Origin of the sequence: Haloarcula sp. 1CSR25-25 (genome assembly GCF_032027985.1) — an archaeon.
Lineage (GTDB): Archaea > Halobacteriota > Halobacteria > Halobacteriales > Haloarculaceae > Haloarcula.
The window spans coordinates 641,865-662,857 of record NZ_JAHYBW010000001.1 but is presented as its reverse complement, the minus strand read 5'-3'; the positions used below and the strand labels follow the sequence as shown (position 1 = coordinate 662,857).

Annotated in this window: 22 protein-coding genes; 14 read left to right on the top strand and 8 right to left on the bottom strand. The window is 67.0% G+C overall.

From position 1 onward, the window contains the following. Positions 1–174: 174 nt before the first annotated feature. Both KZ498_RS03285 and KZ498_RS03280 read left to right on the top strand, forming a co-directional pair. Positions 175–459, top strand: a complete 285-nt coding sequence (locus tag KZ498_RS03285; RefSeq protein WP_312616772.1) for a GIY-YIG nuclease family protein — start codon at positions 175–177, stop codon at positions 457–459. Positions 460–625: 166 nt separating this feature from the next. Further along, positions 626–2,023, top strand: a complete 1,398-nt coding sequence (locus KZ498_RS03280) for a phosphoglucomutase/phosphomannomutase family protein (RefSeq protein WP_312616771.1) — start codon at positions 626–628, stop codon at positions 2,021–2,023. A gap of 12 nt (positions 2,024–2,035) precedes the next feature. Here the strand turns inward: KZ498_RS03280 and KZ498_RS03275 are convergent, their stop codons facing one another. From KZ498_RS03275 to KZ498_RS03265, 3 genes are all read right to left on the bottom strand, one after another. Further along, positions 2,036–2,416 (bottom strand): GNAT family N-acetyltransferase, encoded by a 381-nt coding sequence (locus KZ498_RS03275; RefSeq protein WP_312616770.1) that lies wholly within the window; start codon positions 2,414–2,416, stop codon positions 2,036–2,038. A gap of 29 nt (positions 2,417–2,445) precedes the next feature. Beyond that, the gene (locus KZ498_RS03270) at positions 2,446–2,646 is read right to left on the bottom strand and encodes a ubiquitin-like small modifier protein SAMP2 (RefSeq protein WP_312616769.1); all 201 of its coding nucleotides are present in this window, start codon (positions 2,644–2,646) and stop codon (positions 2,446–2,448) included. 65 nt (positions 2,647–2,711) lie between these two features. Beyond that, complete coding sequence (locus KZ498_RS03265) at positions 2,712–3,869, bottom strand: transposase (protein WP_312616768.1); 1,158 nt, start codon at positions 3,867–3,869, stop codon at positions 2,712–2,714. Positions 3,870–4,006: 137 nt separating this feature from the next. Here KZ498_RS03265 and KZ498_RS03260 point away from each other — a divergent pair, with 137 nt between their 5' ends. The 4 genes from KZ498_RS03260 to KZ498_RS03245 all read left to right on the top strand — a co-directional run bounded on the left by KZ498_RS03260 (position 4,007) and on the right by KZ498_RS03245 (position 8,402). Then, the gene (locus tag KZ498_RS03260; RefSeq protein WP_312616767.1) at positions 4,007–4,984 is read left to right on the top strand and encodes a replication factor C small subunit; all 978 of its coding nucleotides are present in this window, start codon (positions 4,007–4,009) and stop codon (positions 4,982–4,984) included. A 97-nt stretch (positions 4,985–5,081) separates the two neighbouring features. Next, the gene (alaS, locus tag KZ498_RS03255; protein WP_312616766.1) at positions 5,082–7,865 is read left to right on the top strand and encodes an alanine--tRNA ligase; all 2,784 of its coding nucleotides are present in this window, start codon (positions 5,082–5,084) and stop codon (positions 7,863–7,865) included. Between the two features lie 186 nt (positions 7,866–8,051). After that, positions 8,052–8,207 carry a hypothetical protein gene (locus tag KZ498_RS03250; protein WP_312616765.1) on the top strand — a complete coding sequence of 52 codons (156 nt, stop codon included), beginning with the start codon at positions 8,052–8,054 and terminating at the stop codon, positions 8,205–8,207. Between the two features lie 3 nt (positions 8,208–8,210). Next, the gene (locus KZ498_RS03245; protein WP_312616764.1) at positions 8,211–8,402 is read left to right on the top strand and encodes a hypothetical protein; all 192 of its coding nucleotides are present in this window, start codon (positions 8,211–8,213) and stop codon (positions 8,400–8,402) included. 18 nt (positions 8,403–8,420) lie between these two features. Here the strand turns inward: KZ498_RS03245 and KZ498_RS03240 are convergent, their stop codons facing one another. Then, positions 8,421–10,283, bottom strand: a complete 1,863-nt coding sequence (locus KZ498_RS03240) for a cation:proton antiporter (RefSeq protein ID WP_312616763.1) — start codon at positions 10,281–10,283, stop codon at positions 8,421–8,423. Between the two features lie 82 nt (positions 10,284–10,365). Here KZ498_RS03240 and KZ498_RS03235 point away from each other — a divergent pair, with 82 nt between their 5' ends. The 6 genes from KZ498_RS03235 (at position 10,366) to KZ498_RS03210 (ending at position 13,736) form a co-directional block, all read left to right on the top strand. Further along, positions 10,366–11,127, top strand: coding sequence for an alpha/beta hydrolase (locus KZ498_RS03235; protein WP_312616762.1), 762 nt, complete (start codon positions 10,366–10,368; stop codon positions 11,125–11,127). A 42-nt stretch (positions 11,128–11,169) separates the two neighbouring features. Continuing rightward, positions 11,170–11,757 (top strand): imidazoleglycerol-phosphate dehydratase HisB, encoded by a 588-nt coding sequence (hisB, locus tag KZ498_RS03230; RefSeq protein WP_312616761.1) that lies wholly within the window; start codon positions 11,170–11,172, stop codon positions 11,755–11,757. A 75-nt stretch (positions 11,758–11,832) separates the two neighbouring features. Beyond that, complete coding sequence (locus KZ498_RS03225; protein WP_312616760.1) at positions 11,833–12,336, top strand: ACT domain-containing protein; 504 nt, start codon at positions 11,833–11,835, stop codon at positions 12,334–12,336. A gap of 39 nt (positions 12,337–12,375) precedes the next feature. Continuing rightward, positions 12,376–12,729, top strand: a complete 354-nt coding sequence (locus KZ498_RS03220; protein ID WP_312616759.1) for a DUF4260 domain-containing protein — start codon at positions 12,376–12,378, stop codon at positions 12,727–12,729. Positions 12,730–12,731: 2 nt separating this feature from the next. Further along, positions 12,732–13,067 carry a 2Fe-2S iron-sulfur cluster binding domain-containing protein gene (locus KZ498_RS03215; RefSeq protein WP_312616758.1) on the top strand — a complete coding sequence of 112 codons (336 nt, stop codon included), beginning with the start codon at positions 12,732–12,734 and terminating at the stop codon, positions 13,065–13,067. 66 nt (positions 13,068–13,133) lie between these two features. Next, a complete protein-coding gene (locus KZ498_RS03210) occupies positions 13,134–13,736 on the top strand; it encodes a YigZ family protein (RefSeq protein WP_312616757.1) in 603 nt (200 codons plus the stop codon). A 6-nt stretch (positions 13,737–13,742) separates the two neighbouring features. Here the strand turns inward: KZ498_RS03210 and KZ498_RS03205 are convergent, their stop codons facing one another. The 4 genes from KZ498_RS03205 to mutL form a co-directional block, all read right to left on the bottom strand. Next, a complete protein-coding gene (locus tag KZ498_RS03205) occupies positions 13,743–14,828 on the bottom strand; it encodes a glycine cleavage T C-terminal barrel domain-containing protein (RefSeq protein WP_312616756.1) in 1,086 nt (361 codons plus the stop codon). Between the two features lie 38 nt (positions 14,829–14,866). Continuing rightward, complete coding sequence (locus KZ498_RS03200) at positions 14,867–16,105, bottom strand: PGF-CTERM sorting domain-containing protein (RefSeq protein WP_312616755.1); 1,239 nt, start codon at positions 16,103–16,105, stop codon at positions 14,867–14,869. A gap of 51 nt (positions 16,106–16,156) precedes the next feature. Beyond that, positions 16,157–17,101, bottom strand: coding sequence for a sugar kinase (locus tag KZ498_RS03195; protein ID WP_312616754.1), 945 nt, complete (start codon positions 17,099–17,101; stop codon positions 16,157–16,159). A 73-nt stretch (positions 17,102–17,174) separates the two neighbouring features. Further along, positions 17,175–19,328, bottom strand: a complete 2,154-nt coding sequence (gene mutL / locus KZ498_RS03190) for a DNA mismatch repair endonuclease MutL (RefSeq protein ID WP_312616753.1) — start codon at positions 19,326–19,328, stop codon at positions 17,175–17,177. A gap of 135 nt (positions 19,329–19,463) precedes the next feature. On the opposite strand from mutL, the gene KZ498_RS03185 reads away from it, so the two are divergent. After that, positions 19,464–19,607 (top strand): hypothetical protein, encoded by a 144-nt coding sequence (locus tag KZ498_RS03185; protein WP_312616752.1) that lies wholly within the window; start codon positions 19,464–19,466, stop codon positions 19,605–19,607. Positions 19,608–19,715: 108 nt separating this feature from the next. Then, on the top strand, positions 19,716–20,984 hold the full coding sequence (locus tag KZ498_RS03180) for an HAD family hydrolase (RefSeq protein WP_312616751.1): 1,269 nt from the start codon (positions 19,716–19,718) through the stop codon (positions 20,982–20,984). Positions 20,985–20,993 lie beyond the last annotated feature (9 nt).

Below are 20,993 nucleotides of genomic sequence, written 5' to 3'. Positions count from 1 at the left end.
CCTGAATGTGATCATTGCGGCGCGCACGTCTCAGACCAGTTCGCCCGAGTGTTCGCGGATGAACGCGGACACATCCGGGCTTGTCCAAACTGCTCGGCGAACGCTGGCATTGCCGAGGTATCGAGAGAGCGCGCCCAACAAGTGTGAGGCCCGCTGGGCCACCAGCATCGTGCGATGACTACCGCGCGGAGCCCTTACCACGTGTACGTCCTCCGTTGTAGCGACAACACCTTTTACACCGGCTACACGACCGACGTGGAGCGCCGCGTCCGCGAACACGACGCCGGCGACGGCGCGAAGTACACGCGCGGCCGAACCCCGGTCGAACTAATCCACGTCGAATCGTTCGACTCACAGTCCGCAGCGATGAGCCGCGAGTACGAGATCAAACAGTACACCAGAACGGAGAAGGAACGGCTCGTCGAGTCCAGTGACGCCGAAACGGACTTCGACACATGAGCCGCTGGCGGTGCGGTCGACGAGCCGGACCCCGGCTGACCGGCAGTGGGCGACGGACTGGCGGGTTGCGCTCGGTCAGCCGTCCTCGACCGCCTGTCCGTGAGCCTAAAGCGGCAGTTCGGCGACGGGGCGTGACTTTTTGTCGGCGGGCTGAGAACCGCGGAACATGGATACCGACGCAGATACCGACGCAGGCGCAATCGCTTTCGGGACAGACGGCTGGCGGGCGACGCTGGACGTGTTCACGAAGCCCCGGGTCCGGATGGTGGGCCAGGCCGTCGCCACGACCCTCGCCGAGCGCGGGGCGACCGGGACCGTCGTCATCGGCTACGACGCCCGCGAGACCTCGCCCGGGTTCGCCGACGAGCTCGCGCACGTCCTGCGCGCGAACGGCTTCGACGTGCTCCTGCCGGACCGGGACACGCCGACACCGATCGTCGCCTGGACAGTGAAAGACCGCGACCTCGCGGGGGCGCTCCAGATCACGGCCAGCCACAACCCCCCGGAGTACAACGGCGTGAAGTTCATCCCCGGCGACGGCGCACCGGCGCTGCCCGACTGGACGGCCGCCTTCGAGGAGAACCTGGCCGTCCTCGACCCGCTGCCCGAAGACGAGTGGGGCGAGCGCACGGAGGAAGACCTCGTCAGTCCGTTCCACGACCACGCGCTGGAGTACGTCGACACCGACCTCGACGGCCTGCCGGTGGCTTACGACGCGCTGTACGGCAGCGGCCGCGGCGTTACCGACGCCCTGCTCGAAGCGGCCGGGGCCGACGTGACCCGCCTCAACTGCGTGCAGGACCCCGACTTCGGCGGCGGGTCGCCCGAACCGTCGGCGGAGAACGCCGCGGGGCTCGTCGACGAGGTCAGCGACGGCGACGCCGCGCTGGGGGTCATCAACGACGGCGACGCCGACCGCATCGGCGTCGTCACGCCCGACCGCGGCTACCTGGACCCCAACCTGTTTTTCGCCGCGATGTACGACTTCCTGCTCGAGGACGAGACGGGCGACGTGGTCCGAACGGTTTCGACGTCCAGCATCGTCGACCGCGTCGCCGAGGCACACGGACAGGACGTCCACGAGGTCGCCGTCGGCTTCAAGTGGGTCGCCGAGGCGATGGCCGACCACGACGCGCTGTTCGGCGGCGAGGAGTCCGGCGGCTTCGGCCTGCCGGACCACCTGCGGAACAAGGACGGCGTGCTGGTGGCGCTGCTCGCCGCGGCCGCCGAGCGCGAGGAGCCCCTCGATGCCCGCGTCGACCGACTGCTAGACGAGCACGGCGAGATTCACCAGAACCGAATCAGCGTCGACTGTCCGGACGACCGCAAGGAGCCCGTCCTCGAAGACCTCGAGGTCGCGCTCCCGGACACGCTGGCGGGGGTCGCTGTCGACGGCATCAACACCGTCGACGGGTTCAAGATACGGCTCGAAGACGGGACGTGGGTGCTGGTCCGCCCCTCGGGCACGGAGCCGAAGCTCCGCGTGTACGCCGAGGCGTCGAGCGCGGAGCGCGTCGAAGAACTGCTTGAAGCTGGCCGGGACCTGGTCGAACCGCTCGTCTGACGGCCGGCGACCCTACTCGCGCACTCCCCTGTAGCGGTCGGATTCGGAAAGCGGTTCGATGGCGAACCCCAGCGCCTCGTAGAACGGCCGAACGTCCGCATCGAACGCAGCGGTGACCCGGCCCCGCCGGTCGGATGCGGCCTCGACGAGCGCCGTCCCGATGCCCTGCCCGCGGCGACGGCGGCGGACGGCGATGGCTTCGATGTGCGTTCCATCCAGTACGAGCGCACCGAGAACGCGCTCGGCCGCCGGGTCGTCGCCGGACACCGCCACGAGCGTGTCGCCGTCCTCGACGCCCGCCCGGACGGTCTCGACGGCTATCGAGAGGACCGCCCCGTCGAGGACGTTCATCACCGCGGGTATCTCGTCGGCGTTCGCTGTGCGGACGTGCATGACTGTGTTAGGGGCCGCTGTTCGGCGGCTCACCCGCCCTTGATGAGCCTGACGACCCGAACGTGGTCGTGCTCGACGGGCTGGTCCGTCGGCACGTGTTCGCCGTCGACGAGGACCGACACCTCGTGGGGGCTCAGGTCCACCGGTGCGAGCAGGTCGGCGTAGGTCGCGTCCACGTCCACGGTCAGTTCGTGGGTGCCCTCGCCGGCGATCTCGACGGTGACGTGCATGCCCGACCGTACTCCGGCGACGTACCTGAGACTGTCGACTCTCGCGGGGTGTGAACGACTCCTGCCTATTTCGTTTGCTTAACGGCTCGCTTCGTTGAGGCAGGGGCTTCCAAGTCGGCTCGCAAGCGTACCGTGGCAGAGGCTTGGTCAGCACCGCTCGGTTCGAGCGCAGGCTCACAAACTGCGCCGAGACTAGATAGTGGGCTCGCGATGTCCTTACCTAGTCCTTTCTTTGCGATGTTTGTCGCACCGTTCTTATCTGCGTTGTCGTCTAATCCACACTCGTCACACAGGTGTTGGCCCTGTCCCCTACGAGTCGTCGCTTCCTGCTCACCACACCGCCAACAGGTCTGACTCGTCATATATTCGTTCACGGACTTCACCGCGATACCAGCGAAGGCCGCCTTATACTCGATATAGTTCTTTAACCTGTGGTGTGGCATCGAGTGGAGTCGGCGATTCATCTCCGCTCCAAGGTCTTGATTCTGGATACCTTCGAGATTGCCGACCACGATAAGCGCACGGCGCTCTTTCGCTTCCTCCACGATAGCGCGAGAAATCTTGTGGAGGCGGTCGTTCACTCGGCGGGACTCCTTCACCCTGACCGACTGGAGCGTGTCGTAGGCCCCTTTCTCTTGCAGACGAGTGCGTAGGTCGTGGTGATGACGGCGGATACGACGAATCTCTCTGCCGTAGAACTCGGTGTTCCGGGATGGCAACGCCACCGACGTTGCTACCCACCTGATTCCGAAGTCTACGCCGATAACGCCGTCGTACTCCTCGCTCACTTCCACCTCTTGCCGAACCGTGAGGTGGGCGTAATAGCTGCCATCCTCATGAATGATTTTCGAGTCCTTCACGTCGGCCTCGTCTGGAATCTCGTCGTGCGGTTGAATCGGGACGTTCACGCCACCCCAGACCTGCGAGACGGGGATTTTTAGCCACCAGTCTGTCAGGTCGGTATCGTGCTGTTCTACGTCAACACCAACGTCGAACACGTCGTTGCGGATGAACCACGGGTAGTCGTGGTCGTCGCGTAGGTTGTCAGTATCCACATAGGCGTCAGCGCATTGTTTCGTGGCCGAGTACAGGTCTGCGTCCTCATCACCACGAATGTATCGCTGGAACGCTTCGTACTCGTGGTTGATAGCGTCAAGTTTTGACTGCGTGAGCTCGTCAGTGAGGATTTTCGCCACGACCGTCTTCTCGGCAGTCTGTTCCATCCGTCCTTACGCTCCTTGCGTCGCCGTCCGAAAATCTAAGATTTTCGGGATCACGACGACCTCCGATTCTCGAACAACTCTTTGAAGCTGGGACTTAGTTTGTAAGAGTTAAGACCGGCCCACACTTCCCATCGTCCATGAGCGAGGCCGAGTCCGAGTCGCGGGCGGGACGCGAGGAGGTCTGGATCGAGAAGTACCGCCCACAGACGCTCGACGACGTGATGGGCCACGAGAACATCGTCGGGCGACTCCAGAGCTACGTCTCGCGCAACGACCTGAGTCACATGCTGTTTTCCGGACCGGCCGGAACCGGGAAGACGACGTGTGCGACGGCCATCGCCCGCGAACTGTACGGCGAGGACTGGCGCGAGCACTTCCTCGAACTGAACGCCTCCGACGAGCGCGGTATCGACGTGGTCCGGGACCGCATCAAGAACTTCGCCCGGACGAGTTTCGGCGGCGTCGAGTACCGCATCATATTCCTCGATGAGGCAGACGCCCTCACGTCTGACGCACAGTCGGCCCTGCGCCGGACGATGGAGCAGTTCTCGAACAACGTCCGCTTCATCCTCTCGTGTAACTACTCCAGCCAGATCATCGACCCCATCCAATCGCGGTGTGCCGTCTTCCGGTTCTCGCCGCTGGCCGACGACGCCGTCGCCGAGGAGATCCGCCACATCGCCGCCGAAGAGGACATCGAACTGACCGACGACGGGCTTGATGCCCTCGTCTACGCCGCCGACGGGGACATGCGGAAAGCCATCAACGGCCTGCAGGCCGCGTCGGTCAGCGGCGACACGGTCGACGAGTCGGCGGTGTACGCCATCACCTCGACGGCCCGCCCCGAGGAGATCCGGACGATGGTCCAGTCGGCGCTGGACGGGGACTTCACCGCGTCCCGGGCGACCCTCGATAGACTGCTGACCGAGGAGGGTATCGCCGGCGGCGACGTCATCGACCAGCTGCACCGCTCCATCTGGGAGTTCGACATCGACGACGAGGCGGCCGTCCGCGTGCTCGAACGCATCGGCGAAACCGACTACCGGATTACCCGCGGCGCGAACGAGCGCGTGCAACTCGAAGCGATGCTGGCCTCGCTCGCCCAGGGCGAGTAAGGCCTGCCATCCGGTTTTCACACCAGGCGGCTGGCCGTAGACGAAACCCCGGCCCCTTCGGAACAGTTTTAGGCGAACGTGAGCCAACTGAACACCAATGAGCGACCTCGACGAGGCCTACCAACTCGACTACTTCGAAGAGGAGGGCTTTCACAGACAGGAGTGTTCCTCCTGTGGCGACATGTTCTGGTCCCGTGTCGAGCGCGAGACCTGCGGCGAGCCGCCGTGTGCTGAGTACGACTTCATCGACAACCCCGGGTTCGACCGAGAGTACTCGCTGACGGAGATGCGCGAGGCGTTCCTCTCCTTTTTCGAGGACCGCGGCCACGAACGCATCGACCCGTACCCGGTGGCGGCCAACCGCTGGCGCGACGACGTGCTGTTGACCCAGGCGTCGATCTACGACTTCCAGCCGCTCGTGACCTCGGGGACGACGCCGCCGCCAGCGAACCCGCTGTGTATCAGCCAGCCCTGCATCCGGATGCAGGACATCGACAACGTCGGGAAGACGGGCCGGCACACGATGGCCTTCGAGATGATGGCCCACCACGCGTTCAACGCGCGCGAGGACATCGAAGACGCCGAGCAGTACGCCTACGAGGGCGAGGTGTACTGGAAAGACGAGACGGTCCAGCTCTGTGACGAACTGTTCGAGGAGATGGGCGCGAACGTAGACGAGATCGTCTACATCGAGGACCCGTGGGTCGGCGGCGGCAACGCCGGCCCGGCCATCGAGGTCATCTACCGCGGGGCCGAACTCGCCACGCTCGTGTTCATGTCCATGGAACAGGACCCCGACGGCGAGTACGAGATGAAAGACGGCAACCGCTACTCGCCGATGGACACCTACATCGTCGACACCGGCTACGGGCTCGAACGCTGGACCTGGATGAGCCAGGGGACGCCGACGGTGTACGAGGCCGTCTACCCCGACATGATCGCCTTCCTCAAGGACAACGCCGGCATCGAACTCACCGACGAGGAGGAGCGCATCGTCCACGAGGCCGCGAAGCTCGCGGGCCGGATGGACATCGACGAGGCCGAGGACATCGAGGCCGAGCGGGACACCATCGCCGCCGAGGTCGGCGTCGATGTCGAGGAACTGCGGGCGCTGGTCGCCCCGCTCGAGGACATCTACGCCATCGCCGACCACTCCCGGACGCTCGCGTACATGCTCGGCGACGGCATCGTCCCGTCGAACGTCGGGACGGGCTATCTGGCACGGATGGTGCTGCGCCGGACGAAGCGGCTGGTCGACGGCGTCGGCGTCGACGCGCCGCTGGACGAACTCGTCGACATGCAGGCCGAGCGGCTGGGCTACGAGAACCGCGACACCATCCGCGACATCGTCCGCACCGAGGTCGAGAAGTACCGCGAGACGCTGGACCGCGGCGGCCGGCGCGTCCGCCAGCTGGCCGACGAGTACGCGGAGAAAGGCGAGCCGATTCCGACCGCGGAACTGGTCGAACTGTACGACTCCCACGGCATCCAGCCGGACATGGTCGAGGAGATTGCCGCCGAGAAAGGCGTCGCAGTGGACGTACCCGACGACTTCTACGCGGTCGTCGCCCAGCGCCACGGCGGCGGCGACACCGCTACAGAGGAGTCACAGATCCCTTACGAGGACCGGCTCGAAGAGCTGCCAGAGACCGACCGGCTCTACTACGAGGACCAGGGGCGGACCGAGTTCGAAGCCGTCGTCCTGGAGGTGTTCGACCGCGATGACGGGGATTACGACGTGGTGCTCGACCAGACGATGTTCTACCCGGAGGGCGGCGGCCAACCGCCCGACCGGGGAACGCTGTCGACCGACGACGTCTCCGCCGAGGTGACCGACGTCCAGCAGTACGGCGACGTCATCGTCCACACCTGCGACGACGACCCCGGCAAGGGCGAGTTCGTCCGCGGGCAGGTCGACGCCACCCGCCGGCAGCGCCTGATGCAACACCACACGGCGACCCACATCGTCATCCACAGCGCTCGGCAGGTGCTCGGCGAGCACGTCAGGCAGGCCGGCGCCCAGAAGGGGACCGACTCTGCCCGCATCGACATCCGCCACTACGAGTCGGTGAGCCGCGAGGAGGTCAAGGAGATCGAACGCCTCGCCAACGATATCGTCCAGGACAACATCGCCGTCACGCAATCGTGGCCCGACCGCAACCAGGCCGAGGAGCGCCACGGCTTCGACCTCTACCAGGGCGGGATTCCGGCCGGCGAGCAGATACGGCTCATCACCGTCGGCGACGACGTACAGGCCTGTGGCGGCACCCACGTCGCCCGAACCGGCGACATCGGGACCATCAAGCTGCTGAACACCGAGCGGATTCAGGACGGCGTCATCCGCCTGACCTACGCGGCGGGCAACGCCGCTATCGAGGCCACCCAGCGCACCGAGGACGCGCTCACCGAGGCCGCGGATATCCTCGACGTCGCGCCCGACGCCGTCCCGGAGACCGCCGAGCGGTTCTTCGACGAGTGGAAGGCCCGCGGCAAGGAGATCGAACAGCTCAAAGAGCAACTCGCCGAGGCCCGCGCGGGCGGCGGCGGCGACAGCGAGGAGGTCGACGTGGGCGAGGCGACCGCCGTCGTCCAGCGCATCGATGCCGACATGGACGAGCTCCGCGCGCAGGCCAACGCCATCGTCGAGCAGGGCAACATCGCGGTGCTCGGGTCCGGCCTCGACGGCGCGCAGTTCGTCGTCTCCGTGCCCGACGGTGTCGACGTCGACGCCGGCGAGGTCGTCGGCGAACTCGCCGGTCGCGTCGGCGGCGGCGGCGGCGGCCCGCCGGACTTCGCACAGGGCGGCGGCCCCGACGCGGACGCGCTGGACGACGCGCTCGCCGACGCGCCGGAGGTCCTGCGAACTGTCGCAAACGCCTGAGACGGACCACCGGACCTGTTTTTCACTCCCTCCTTGTCGCTACTTCGGACAGTTGTCCGATTGCGAACCGATATTCTGCCCGAACGGCCCGAAACGGTTCAGCGGATACAATTATACGCACTTGTATTAGGTATATCTGGATGAGCTTCCAAAAGTATTTTTAGTAATTGCCCATACATAGCAGATATGAGCGGAAAACGTGATATCGACCACATTCAATCGCACACCGAGTACGTTCGGTCACACCGGACGTGTCGACGGTGTGGGACCAGCGTCCCCGCTGCCAGCGGGCGCGCTCCCGAGGAACTGTGTGAAAAGTGCAGCGTCGCCCACGCTACCTGACCCATGAGTACGACCGCGACGCCCCCATCGGACACCGACCTGGACGAAACGCCGGAGTTCGAACTGGACTGCCTGTACGACGACCCCGAAGACCCCTCGGAGCTGACAATCTTCCCCTCGAATCTCCAGGAATCTGTGACCGAGTGGGTCACTGCGGACCGGTCGGCGGCCGTCTCCCTCGACGAGATGCGCTGAACGACGCGTGCCGCCCACCTATCCGCTCTGACACAGCCGTCTGGCGTCCTGCATCGCCTCGTTGGTCTCACAGACGAGCGTCAGGTGGTCGCCGCCCGCGAGGCGGAAGTCGCTGTCTGGGACCCTGTCGGTCCCGTCACGGCTCACCATCGCGACGAGACAGCCGTCCGGGAGCAGCTCAGCGCATTCCGCTATCGTCCGGTCGGTCAGCGAATCGTTCCTCAGTTCGACCTCCAGGACGTCCCCCGTTCGCCCGGAGTCCGACAGCCAGTGGGCCAGCGCCGGTCGCTCGACCGCGTCGTCGATGGCGTCGGCGACGGCGAAGCCGGCGGAGATTGTCTCGACGTCGAGGTCCTCGAAGGCCTCGACGTTGTCCGGCTGGTTTGCCCTGGCGACCACGGTATCGACGCCGAACCGCGTCGTCGCCAGCTGTGCGACGAGCAGGTTCACGTCGTCGTCCGCGGTCGCGGCGACGACGACGGACGCCCGGTCTGCCCCTGCCTCTTCGAGGACGGTCGCGTTCGTCGCGTCCCCCTTGACGACGCGGTGGCCGTCCGCCCGGGTCCGTTCGACCGTGTCCGCGTCCCTGTCGATGAGGACGACCTCCTCGCCGCGCGATTCATAACGCACCGCCAGTTCCCGGCCGACGCGCCCCGCTCCGACGATGAGTGTTTGCATGGGAAGGATGTCGAGCGCTTGCGCGAAGTGACGGGCCAGCCCGCCTTGAAACATGACGGTTGCGAAGATGACGAGAAAGACAGTTCCGACGAGGACCGTCGCGGTTTCGGGGTTGTCGGGCCGCAGTTCGATGGCAAACAGCGTGGCGACGCTGGCCGGGACGATACCACGTGGCCCCATCGCACCGACGAACACCCGCTCTCGAACTGTCAGCCGCCCGCCCAGCGTCGAGAGGAACACGCCCAGCGGACGGACGAGCGCGACGACGATGATGACGACGACGAGCCCACCGAACCCGAGCGCGCGCAGGTCGCCGAGCGATAGCTGGGCGGCCAGCACGATGAACACGAACGAGAGGACAAACAGCGTGATACCGCCTTTGAACTCGACGATCTCCTCCTCGTGGGGGATGTCTGCGTTCCCCAGGACGATACCGGCGACGGCGGCGGCCGCGATGCCGGCCTCTGAGAGCCACATCCCACCCAGCGCGTACGCCAGCAGCGCCGCGGTGAGAACTATCACACGCGCGTTCTGCGTGGCGTTGTCCGCCGAGAGATTCAGCCGGCGGAGCAGGAGCGTGATGCCGCCACCGACGGCGACGCCCACGAGGACGCCGACAGCCAGCCGGGCGACGAACGCCTCGACGACGACCACCGGCGAGGACTGGCTCGCGATGACGAACTCGAACGTCGCCACCGCGAGGATGGCGGCGGTCACGTCGTTGATGATACCCTCGGTCTCCAGCGCGGCGGCGACCCGGTCCCTGACCGGGACCACCTGCATGATCGGCGTGATGACCGTCGGCCCGGTGGCAATCAGCAGGCTCCCGACGAGGACGCCGACCGGCCACGTCGTCCCGAACACGACCGTGACGGCGACGGCGGTTCCTGTGAGCGAGACGAACGCGCCGATTGTCACCAGTCCCAGCGCCTCTCTGGTCGCCTCGCGGACCCGCTCGACCGTGAGGTGGAACGCCCCCTCGAAGACGATGATGCCGACGCTGAGGCCGACGATGGCCTGCAGCCCGGTCTGGCCGAACACCGCGGGGTCGACCAGCCCGAACGCCTGTGGCCCGACGAGGACGCCGGCGACCAGCAGGAAGGCGACGCTCGGAATCCGGAGCCAGTCTGCGACCAGCTGCGCGGCGACGCCCAGACTCGCGACCAGCACGACGACGCCGATAAGTGATGCTGCTCCGGTCACGGGATGGGCGGCCCTTCGACTCCCGGGGGCAAAGACCTACTCACCGAAAGAGACACACCGGCGGCGCGGGAACCGACGAGCAATGCCGACCGCACGCAACCGCGACACGTCCCTCTACTACGAGGTCGACGGCGACGGTCCCACTGTCGTGTTCGTCAACGACGTCGGGTACGGGGCGTGGCTCTGGGGCTGGCACTACGACGCCGTCGCCGGCCCCTACGAGACGGTGGTGTGGGACCTCCGCGGGACCGGCCGGTCTGACACGCCGGCGGGCCCGTACGACGTGGGCACGCTGGCGGCCGACCTCGAAGCCGTGCTGGGCGACCACGGCGTCGGGAGCGCCCACCTCGTCGGGGCCGGTCTCGGCGGGATGGTTGCGCTCGAATACGCACACCGGTACAGCCGCGCCCGCTCGCTGACGCTGTACTGCACGGCCGGGTCCGGCGACGCCGTCGACCGGGCGGCGCTGGACGCGCTTGCGCTCGACGCGCCGTCGTCGCTCGACGGGGCGTTCTCGCCGGCGTTTCGCGAGCACGACCCGGAGCTGGTGGAGCGGATCGCGGACTGGCGCGCCGACGAGGACGCGACCGGCGAGGCGCGCGCGGCCCAGGCCGCGGCGATGACGGCCTTCGACGCGCCGCCGCTGTACGAGGTCACACAGCCCGCCGAAGTGTACTACGGGCTGGACGACCCAGTCGTGTCGCCCGAGGCCGGGCGGTCGCTGGCGGCCGACCTCCCCCGCGGGACCGGCGAGGCTGTCGAGGGCCGGCACTGCTGTTACGTCGAACACGCGCCGGCGGTGACCGACCGACTGCTGGCGCTGCTGGACGGACAGACCGACTGACCGGACGCAACCCACAAATACGCGGCCTGATACGTGGTAGGTATGACCGACCGGACGGCAGCCGTCACGCGGACCACGGCCGAGACGGACATCGAGGTCACGCTGGACGTCGACGGCGACGGCGACAGCACCATCGACACCGGCATCGGCTTCTTCGATCACATGCTCGACTCGTTTTCCACCCACGGGCTGTTCGACCTGACCGTGCAGTGTGACGGCGACCTGGATATCGACGACCACCACACCGTCGAGGACGTCGCCATCACGCTCGGCGAGGCGGTCACCGAGGCGCTGGACGACAAGCGCGGCATCCGCCGGTTCGCCGACCGGCGGGTCCCGCTGGACGAGGCCGTCGCGAGCGTCGTCGTCGACATCTCCGGGCGCCCGTACTTCGAGTTCGACGGCGAGTTCTCACAGGACTCGGTCGGCGGGATGACCAGCCACATGGCCCGGCACTTCTGTCGCTCGCTCTCGATGAACGCCGGGCTGACGCTGCACTGCGGCGTCGAGGGCGAGAACGCCCACCACGAGATAGAAGCCCTGTTCAAGGGGCTGGCGCGAGCGCTCGACGACGCGACCCGCATCGACGACCGCCGGTCCGACGTGGCGAGTACGAAAGGCGAACTGTAGCCGGCACCAGCCCGAGACGGCGCCCGTTTCGGCCGCTGTCGGCATCGATTAGTGGCCCCGCGTCCACCACTCCGTATGTTCGACGAGATTATGCAGAAATTCGAGGACTCTCCCGGCCAGCAGGACGTCATCCGCCTGCTGCTGGAACGGGGGTTCTCTGTCAACGCGGACGGCCGCGTCGTCTCGGGCGGCATCGAGATCCCGAACACGGGCATCGCCCGCGAGGCCGACGTCGACCGCCGGGTGGTCAACGCCACGACGGACGCGATTCTCGAAGACGACGACCTCCGGCGAATCTTCCGCAACATCTCCTCCGTGCCGAGCCTGCTCGACCTCGCACCGGTGCTCGACCTGCACGCGGTGACGGTCACCGTCCGCGCCGCCGACGAGGCCGGCATCGTCTCGACGGTCACCTCGGCCATCGCCGACCGCGACATCTCTATCCGGCAGGTCCTGAGCGAGGACCCCGAGTTCACCGACGAACCGAAACTGTACGTCATCACCGACGAGGAACTGCCCGGCGACCTCATCAACGAGATTCGCCGCCTGGCGTTCGTCCGGACCATCGAACTGGCGTAGCGCCGGCCGATTTTTGGCGGTCCCCGCCCACGGTCCGGTATGCATCCGCGAACGCTCGTCCGGCTCGAAGGCGCGCTCGTCGGGGCCGGGGCGACCGCACTCTACGTCCTCCAGGGGCGGTCCTTGCTCCTCTTTCTCGCCCTGATTTTGCTCCCAGACCTCTCGATGGCGGGCTATCTCCACAGCACGCGCGTCGGAGCGGCCAGCTACAACGCGGTCCACACGTACCTCGGTCCGGGGCTGCTGGCCGTGGCAGGGACCGTCGCCGCGGTAGACCTCGCTGTCGGCGCGGCGCTCGTCTGGGCCGCTCACATCGGGGCGGACCGCCTGTTCGGCTTCGGGCTGAAGTACGCCGACCGCGAGTTCGGCGACACGCACGTCCAGCGACTCTGACCATGCCGGTGACGCTCACCGTCGAGACGCCTGCGGGCGAAACCCACGAACTCACGGCCGAACCCGGGGCCGTCCTCCGGGACGTGTTGCTCGATGCCGGTCTCTCGCCACACGGCCGCTACGCGAAACGGGTCAACTGCGGCGGCCGCGGCATCTGTGCCACCTGCGGCGTGCGCCTCGCCGAACCGCCCGACCCGGACCACTGGCACGACGACCTCGCCGACCGGTTTGGCTACCCGCGACTCTCCTGTCAGCTCCGGGTCCGGGACGGAATGGCGGTCAAACTGCTTGACAAGCGGGTCTGGGGGTCGCGACAGTCCGGCGACGGGACGGACTGATTCGACGCCGTGCCCACGGAAGGCGCAACGACAAACGCTATTCCGTCCCCGGGCCTACGCCGGCCCGTGACGGACAGCTACCTGACCGTTCCGGGCCGCGGCGAGGCGCGCTTCGAGGTGCGGGGCTCGGAGTTCATCGGCCACGTCTCGCCGGCGGCGACCGTCGAAGACGCCGAGGCGTTCGTCGACGCCGTCGGCGAGGAGTACGCCGACGCGACCCACAACGTCCCCGCCTACCGCGTCCGGGCCGACCCGTTTCGAGAGTATTCCAGCGACGACGGCGAACCGAGCGGCAGCGCCGGCGACCCCGCGCTGAACGTCCTCCAGCAACGCGACATCGAGAACGTCGTCGCCGTCGTCACGCGCTACTACGGCGGGACCAACCTCGGCGTGGGCGGCCTCGCCAGCGCCTACTCCAGAGCGGTGAAAGAGGGCGTCGACGACGCCGGCGTCGTCGAGGAGGTGCCCCACGAGCAGTTCACCGTGACCGTCGCCTACGACGATTCGGGCAGCGTTCGGAGCCTGCTCGAATCAGCAGGTGTCGAGTTCGAGGCCGAGTACGAGGCCGAAGTCGTCTTCGACGTTCGGGTGCCCACTGTGGAGGGGAGCGACCTTCGGGACCGGATTCGGAGCGCGACCAGCGGGCGGGCGGCTATCGAGACGGCATGACCCTCGCTACTCGTAGGCTGGCAGCCGCGCCGACTGTGCCGACCCGTCGATGAAGGGCAGGTCCACCTGCTGTGCACTGACCGGGTCGCCGTCGACGCGGATGGTCAGCGCTGCTTCCGGGCGCTCCCAGCCGAGGGTCGCCAGCGCGATGGGAGCCTCCCGCATCGGGCTCCGGGCGGCGCGAGTCACGTCGCCGACATGCTCGTCACCCGCGAAAACTGCGGCACCGGGGTCCGGACGCGCCTCGACGGCGAGACCGACCAGCCGCTGGGTCGGATGGCCCCGGTTCTCGATACGCGAGACGACCTCCTGGCCGACGTAACACCCCTTCTCGAAGTCCAGGGCGTTTCGCAGGCCCAGGTCGCTCGGAAGCGCGCCCTCGATTTCGCTGTCGAAAAGCGGCGTCCCGGCCTCGAGCGTCAGCGTCTCCCAGGTCTGGTAGCCGAAGGGGACGGCGTTGAGCCCGCGGTTGACCAGCGTGTCGAAGACGGGCTCGGCGTCGTCGGCGCTACAGACCACGTCGTAGCTCTCCTCGCCGGCGAGGTTGTCCGTCCGGATGACCGAGACGCCGGCGTCGCCGAGTTCGCCCCGCTCGAAGGTCAGCGGCGCTGGCGGGGTTCCGGTCTGGTGGAGGACGCTTGCGATCTTCTCGGTCGCTTTCGGTCCGTGGACGCCGAAGACGGCGAAGTCGTCGGTCGCCACCTCGAACTCGACGTCCTGAATAAAGGTCTTGTCCGCCCACTCCGCGGCGAGGTCCGCTGCCTTTTGAGGTGGCGTGAACACGAGCAGGCGCTCGCCGGCGTTGTACACGTACATGTCCGTGTCGACGCGACCGTCGGGGTCGAGCAAGAGCGCGTAACAGCCCGCGCCGTCCTCGTCCGGGACGTGGTTCGAGACGGCGTTGTCGACGTAGTCGACGCGGTCCTCGCCGGTGACGACGATGACTCCGTACCCGTACTCCATCGCTCCGACGACGTTTCGAACCGCGCGGTGGGTCCGCTCCGGTCGCCCGTAGTTGTCGACGACACGGCGGCCGCCGACCTCCCTGAAGGTCGCTCCGTGGGCCTCGTGGACGGACTCGAGAACAGTCATTGCACGGGTATGTGGCCCTCGCGGGGAAAAACGTCCCGTTAGAGTCGCCGGCGTGCGAGCGCGGTCACCGCGAGCAGTGCGGCCATCGTCAGGGCGACGGTGAAGCCCGGACCGCTGCCGTCAGTCGTTTCGGTCGCCGTCTCCGTCTGTTCCGGCGTCGTGGCCGCCCCGTTCGTCGGCTCCTCGCCCGGTTCGAACGCGGTGACGTTCGTCGTCGTGGTGAGGTCCCCGGACGTCGCGGTGAACGTGACGTTTCCGGCCGTCGGGACAGTCGCGGTTATCTCGCCGTCCGCGTCGGTCTGTCCCACCTCGGTACCGTTCCGGGTCACGGTCGCGTTCGCCACCGGTTCCTCGTACTCGTCGGTGACCGTGAGACGGACGGTCGCGTCGACGACGACCTGTCTGTTATCGGGAGAGAGCGTGATCTCCGGGGTGCGCCGGATCTCCACGTCGATCGACTTCTCGTCTTCGGCGACGCTGACACGTCTCTCGACCGTCTCGTACCCCTCTTTGGTAACTGTGACGTCGTATCGGTCGTTGACCGGCACGCTGACCGACGCCGTTCCATCTGAGAGCGTCGGCACGGTCCCGTCGAACCCGGTGTTCGATTCGACCCGGATGGTCGCGTCACGGATCGGTCTGGGGTCGTCGAAGTGATCGTCGACGACCGCGGCCTGCAGCAGCGTCGACCCCTCGCTGATCCGGACCGACGTCGTCGTCTCGCCGGAGACGGGCACGGTGGTCAGGTTGCGGTAGAACCCCGGCTTGGTGACGATGACGCTGTACTCGCCTTCCTCGATGGGCCGTGTCGTGATGGTCCCGTCGCTGCCTGCGTTCCTGTCGACCACGTAGTTCCCGTCCCGATACAGACGGATGCGAGCGTTCTCGGCCGGCTGGCCGTCCGCGTTCAGGGCGTTGACTGTGGCGGTCGCCGACTCCGAGACCGCCACCTCGACGGACTCCGTCTCGGCGTCTTCGACCACGTACGGGACGTTCCGGACGTACTCGTCGTCGTCTATCTGGAGCGTGACGTTAGCACCTTCCGGGACGTCCATGAGCACCTGCCCGTTTGCCCGCGTCGTCTCGTTGACCGGTCCGCCGGCGCCGTCGTCCCACGTCGCCGAGATGTCGATGCCACTGAGCGGGTCGCCGTCCTGGTCGACTACGGTGACGGTGAGTGTCACCTGTGACTGTGCAGCGGCCGTTCCAGCCACCACCCCGGCCCCCACCAGAAGTGTAAGCAGTCCGACGGTCAGCGCGCTACGATGCTCAAACATACCTGAGTAATAAAAGAGTGGACGTAAATCAGTATTGGCGGTAGGAACCTCCTACGGCCGCCTGGATTGCTGTGAACTGACAAGACGCGTAACTTCGGACGGTTCGAGCGGCGTCAACGGCCCAGACATCGTCCGGGAGAGCGCCGCCGCCGCGGCGCCATGGACCAGTGCTTCGTCCGTGTCGGCGCCGGTGGCCAGTTGCTGGAGCGTCGCGCCGATGAAGGCCCCGTGTTGCCCCGACTCGTCGACTGCGGTCGTCTCGATGGCGTCCTGTTCGTGAACGACACCGTCGTGGTAGGCCACCGCGCCGTACTCGCTCCGCGTGAGAATCACGCGGGTGAGGTCGTACTCCGTCGCGAGCGTGTGAGCGACCTCCCGCGGACTCCCTGTCGTGTCAAACACCGCGGAGACCTGGTCTTCGGCTGCAAAGAGGGTATCGACGGCCGGCAGCAGGTCCGCGAGGGCGTCGCGTGCGTCGCCGGCGTCCCACAGCCCGGGGTGGAAATCGAGGTCGAACGCCCGCATCCCCGCGGCCGCTCTGAGCAACGCCCCCGTCGTGTCTGCGGCTGTGTCAGACAGTGAGAGGGTCGCGCCCGAGGTGAACACCACGTCCGCGTTCTGTATCTCGCCCATCGGCAGTTCCCCGGGCGTCAGCGTTGCCATCGCCGTGTTGTCGCGGTCCTGTAGCAGTCGCTCGGCACGGGGTGGTTCGGCGTCCTCGTGGAACGTGAGCCCCTGTCGGCCGGTGTCCGTGTCGGCCCAGACGACGTCCGTCTCCAGGCCGAACTCGTGGAGTTCCGCGACGACGCGGCGGCCCAGCGGCGTGTCCGGGACCTTCGAGAGCCACCGCGCGTCGGCGCCGAGTCGGCCGGCCGTCGCCGCAACGCTGCTCGCGGTCCCGTCGACGCGAATCGACGCCTCACGGGCCGTCTCGAACCGCTGTCCATCGGGGGGTGTGAATCTGAGGGCGGTCTCGCCGAACGTTACGAGTGACATACCGCGTGCATCGGGAGACGTAGGTTTAGTTTAATCGGCTGTATCGACTGCTGTGTCGGGGACGACTGCCCGCTTATCGTCGCCGGCCGCCGTGTCCGGGGTAATCACGCTCGAACCGGTCTTCGAGTTCCTGCCGGTCGATGTGGATGACCGTCGGCCGCCCGTGGGGACACGCGTAGGGGTTCTCACAGTCGTCCAGCGCGCCGAGTAGCTCCCGGACGGAGCCCTCGGTCAGCGACGTGTTCCCGGTCACGGAGGGGTAACACGCCAGGTCGCCGAGCAGTTCGTCGGCCGCCGCTTCGACAGTCGCCGCCGCCTCGTCGTCGCCGGCGACGAACGCGCCAAGCACGTCCCTGACGATGTCCGGGCCGGCCGCGTCGGCGATGACGCCCGGGAGGGTGCGCACCTCGACGCTTCGCTCGCCCGTGCGCGCCGTATGGAACCCCAGGCTCGCCAGCGCGTCGCTGCGCCGGTCGAACACCTCGGCCTCGCGGGCGGTCAGCTCCAGTTCGACCGGGTCGGCGAGCGCCTGGGTCGTCGTTTCGCCTTCGAACTCGGCCTTGAGCCGCTCGTAGTTGACCCGCTCGTCCGCCGCGTGCTGGTCGACCAGCACGAGGCCGTCCTCTGTCTCCGCGACGACGTAGGTGTCGGCTAACTGCCCGAGAATCCGCATCGAGGGCAGCGATTCGTGGGTCGCTTCCGGGTCGTCGCCGAGGCGTGACTGCTCCCGGCCGCCGGTGAACTTCCGTTCCCCGCTCGCAGCCTCCGTTCGGCCCGCTGGTGACGCCTCGTCGCGCTTACTATCGCTATCTCCACTCGAAACGCTACCCCCTGTCTGCCCCACCTCGGATTCGCCAGACGTGTCGTCCGTCGGCCCGGTCGCGGGGGTCCGTTTCGTGTCGGCTGTCTGAACAGATGTGGCTGTGTCGGAGGGCTGACGGCCTGTCGGTTCGGCCTGCGTGCTGTCCGGTCGGTCCGTGGGCTCGGTACCCGGCTCCCGTACCGTTGCATCGTCACCGCTCTCTGTCGATGTGCTGTCCGTCCGTCCCGACGGTGCCGTCTCGTCCACGGTACCCTGGTCGCGTGGTCCCGCGCGCTCGTGTTCGCTGTCGCTCCCTCCGGCAGATTCCGGCGTTATCTCCGTCTGCTCGGGCGCCGACCGGCCGCGCGGTGCCGTCGAGCGCAACAGCCCCTCTTCCAATAGTGCATCTTCGACCGCAGTCCGTACCTGTTCGCGAACGCTCTCGTCATCGGCGAAGCGGACCTCTAACTTCCGGGGATGGACGTTCACGTCCACGTCGCCCGCGGGTACGTCCAGAAAGAGGACGGCGAAGGGGTAGCGGTCGGGCGCGATCTGGGTGCCGTAGGCGTCGATGACGGCGTCGCGGACGGTGCCGGCCCTGACGTAACGACCGTTTACGTACGTCGAGAGGTACTCGCGGCCGGCGCGGTTCGTTTCGGGGTGAGAGACGAGACCGTGAACGCCGTCGAGTGGCCCATCGGGGAAACTACCGGTGTCGTCTCCGTCCGCGCTGGCTCCCGAACCCGCCCCGACCGATATCATCGACTCGGCGACCTCCCGGCCGTAGACGGACATCACCGTCTCGCGCAGGTCGCCCTGTCCGGTCGTCGAGAACGTCTCGCGGTCGCCGTGGGTAAGCGAGACTGCGACGTCCGGGTTAGCCAGCGCGTAACTGGCGACGACGGTGTTGACGTGTGCGAACTCCGTCGACTCCTGTTTGAGGTACTTCCGGCGGGCCGGGACGTTGTAGAAGAGGTCCTCGACCGCTATCGTCGTCCCCTCCGGACAGCCGGCGGGACCGACCGACGTGACGTCGCCGCCTTCCAGCACTAACTCCGTCCCCACGTCGCCGCCGCGGGGCCTGGTCCGAATAGTCAGCCGTGAGACCGCCCCGATTGCGTGCAGGGCCTCGCCGCGGAACCCGAGCGTGCCGACGCCGCCCTCCAGGTCCGCGATGTCGCGGATTTTCGACGTGGTGTGTTTCTCGACGGCCGTCTTGACGGCTTCGCGGTCCATCCCGACGCCGTCGTCAGTGACGCGAATCCCATCGGTTCCCCCGGCTTCTACGACGACGTCGACCCGGTTCGCGTCGGCGTCGATGGCGTTCTCGACCAGTTCCTTGACGACGGAGGCCGGTCGCTCGACCACCTCGCCGGCCGCGATGCGTTCGACGGTCCGGTCGTCGAGTCGCTCGATGTCGGTCATACGTACCTCCGCATGTGGTTGCTACTGGCTAACGGACGAAGCGACTTGATACTGTCTGCCCTCGCTTGAGCGTATCAGTCCGGTCATGAAAACAGTTAACACAGAACAGTCCTGACCCCCGCATGGTGAGGCCCCATGTGCCACCACAGAGAACGCTCCTGGACGGAAGCGACGACGGACGACGAGGCAACTGACGAGGACGAGGAGGAACTGCCGTCCTTCCTCAACGAGGAGGCGACAGAGACCGAGGTACTGACCGACGGCGGCGACGAGGCGTAGCAGCGGCGCGCCCCGCGGCAGTTGTGTCGCCAGACCAGCCTTTTTTTCGGGTGCGACTACCGCGAACCCGATAGCTAAAGTACGCTCGCCGTCAGTCGCCACTATCCTGTGGACCCCGACATGGAACAATACGATCAACTCTACCGTCTCTACAAGAGCGTAGACACGACGACCCTACGCGGATATCAGGAGTTCGTCGACCTGTTTCCCCCGCTCAGTTCGACCGTCGCACTGGAACAGTGGGAAACCGCGAGCGACCGCCTCGATGACCTCAAGTCCGATATCACCGACGCGTTTCCCGGGACCGGCGAGACCTATGCGGAGATCGCGGCGCGACTGACCCGCGACGAGGCCTTCACCGCGCTCGACCTCTACTCGAAGCACGGCCGGTCGGTGAACGTTCTGGTGCTTGACGTCGACGAGACGCTCCGGTCGGCCGGCGACACCGACAACGAGATCCCTCGCGACACGCTGTATCTCCTGACGCAGTTCCACGAAGCGGGCGTCCCTATCGTCGTCTGCACCGGCCAGACCCTGGAGAACGTCAAGGGGTTCATGATACAGGGGCTGGGCAACGACCTCGTCTCCTCCGGGCAGATGAGCATCGTCTACGAGTCCGGCAACGGTGTGTTCACGCCCAAGCACGGAACGGACACCAAGCGGCTTCTCTACGAACGCCTCGACGGCGCGGTCGTGGACGTGTTCGAGGCTGTCCGTCGGCGGATCCTCTCGGAGGCCCCGGACGCCGTCGGCAAGCGCTGTCACCTCCAGGGCAACGAGTTCAACGTCACGCTGAAACCCAACGCCGAGGTCGGCAGCGACAGCGCCGTCGAAATCATCGACGAGTCGCTTCGCTACCTCTGTGGCCTCGTCGGCGACGCCATCGCAGCGCAGGTCGACGCCGACGTCGACGACCCCGCGGGCTACGCGCGGGCCTACTTCAGCCGCGACCCGGAGATTCTCGACGTGCTCCAGGCTGGCGACCTGTCGACCGACGCCGACGTCGACGCCGCGCCCGAGGCGTTCCGTGACGTCCTCGAACGCGTCGACCTGGGCTACTACGAGGGCGACGCGGCCGAACTGGTGAGCCTCGAACTGGACAAGTCCGCCGGCGTCGAGGAGGCCTTCGACGTGCTCGGCATCGACGACCCGTTCGCGCTCGTGATGGGCGACAGCAAGAGCGACCTCCGGGTGATGCGCTGGGTCGACGAGCACGACGCCGGTATCGCCGCCGCCCCCGCGCATTCCTCGCCCGACGTGCTCGACCACGTCAGTTCGAGGGACGACCTGGTGTACGAGGCCGGCGACGCCAGCACGGTCCTGCGGACTGTCTACGGTCTCGGCCTCATCGAGCAACTGGACGAGCAGGGCGAGTGAGCCGCTCCC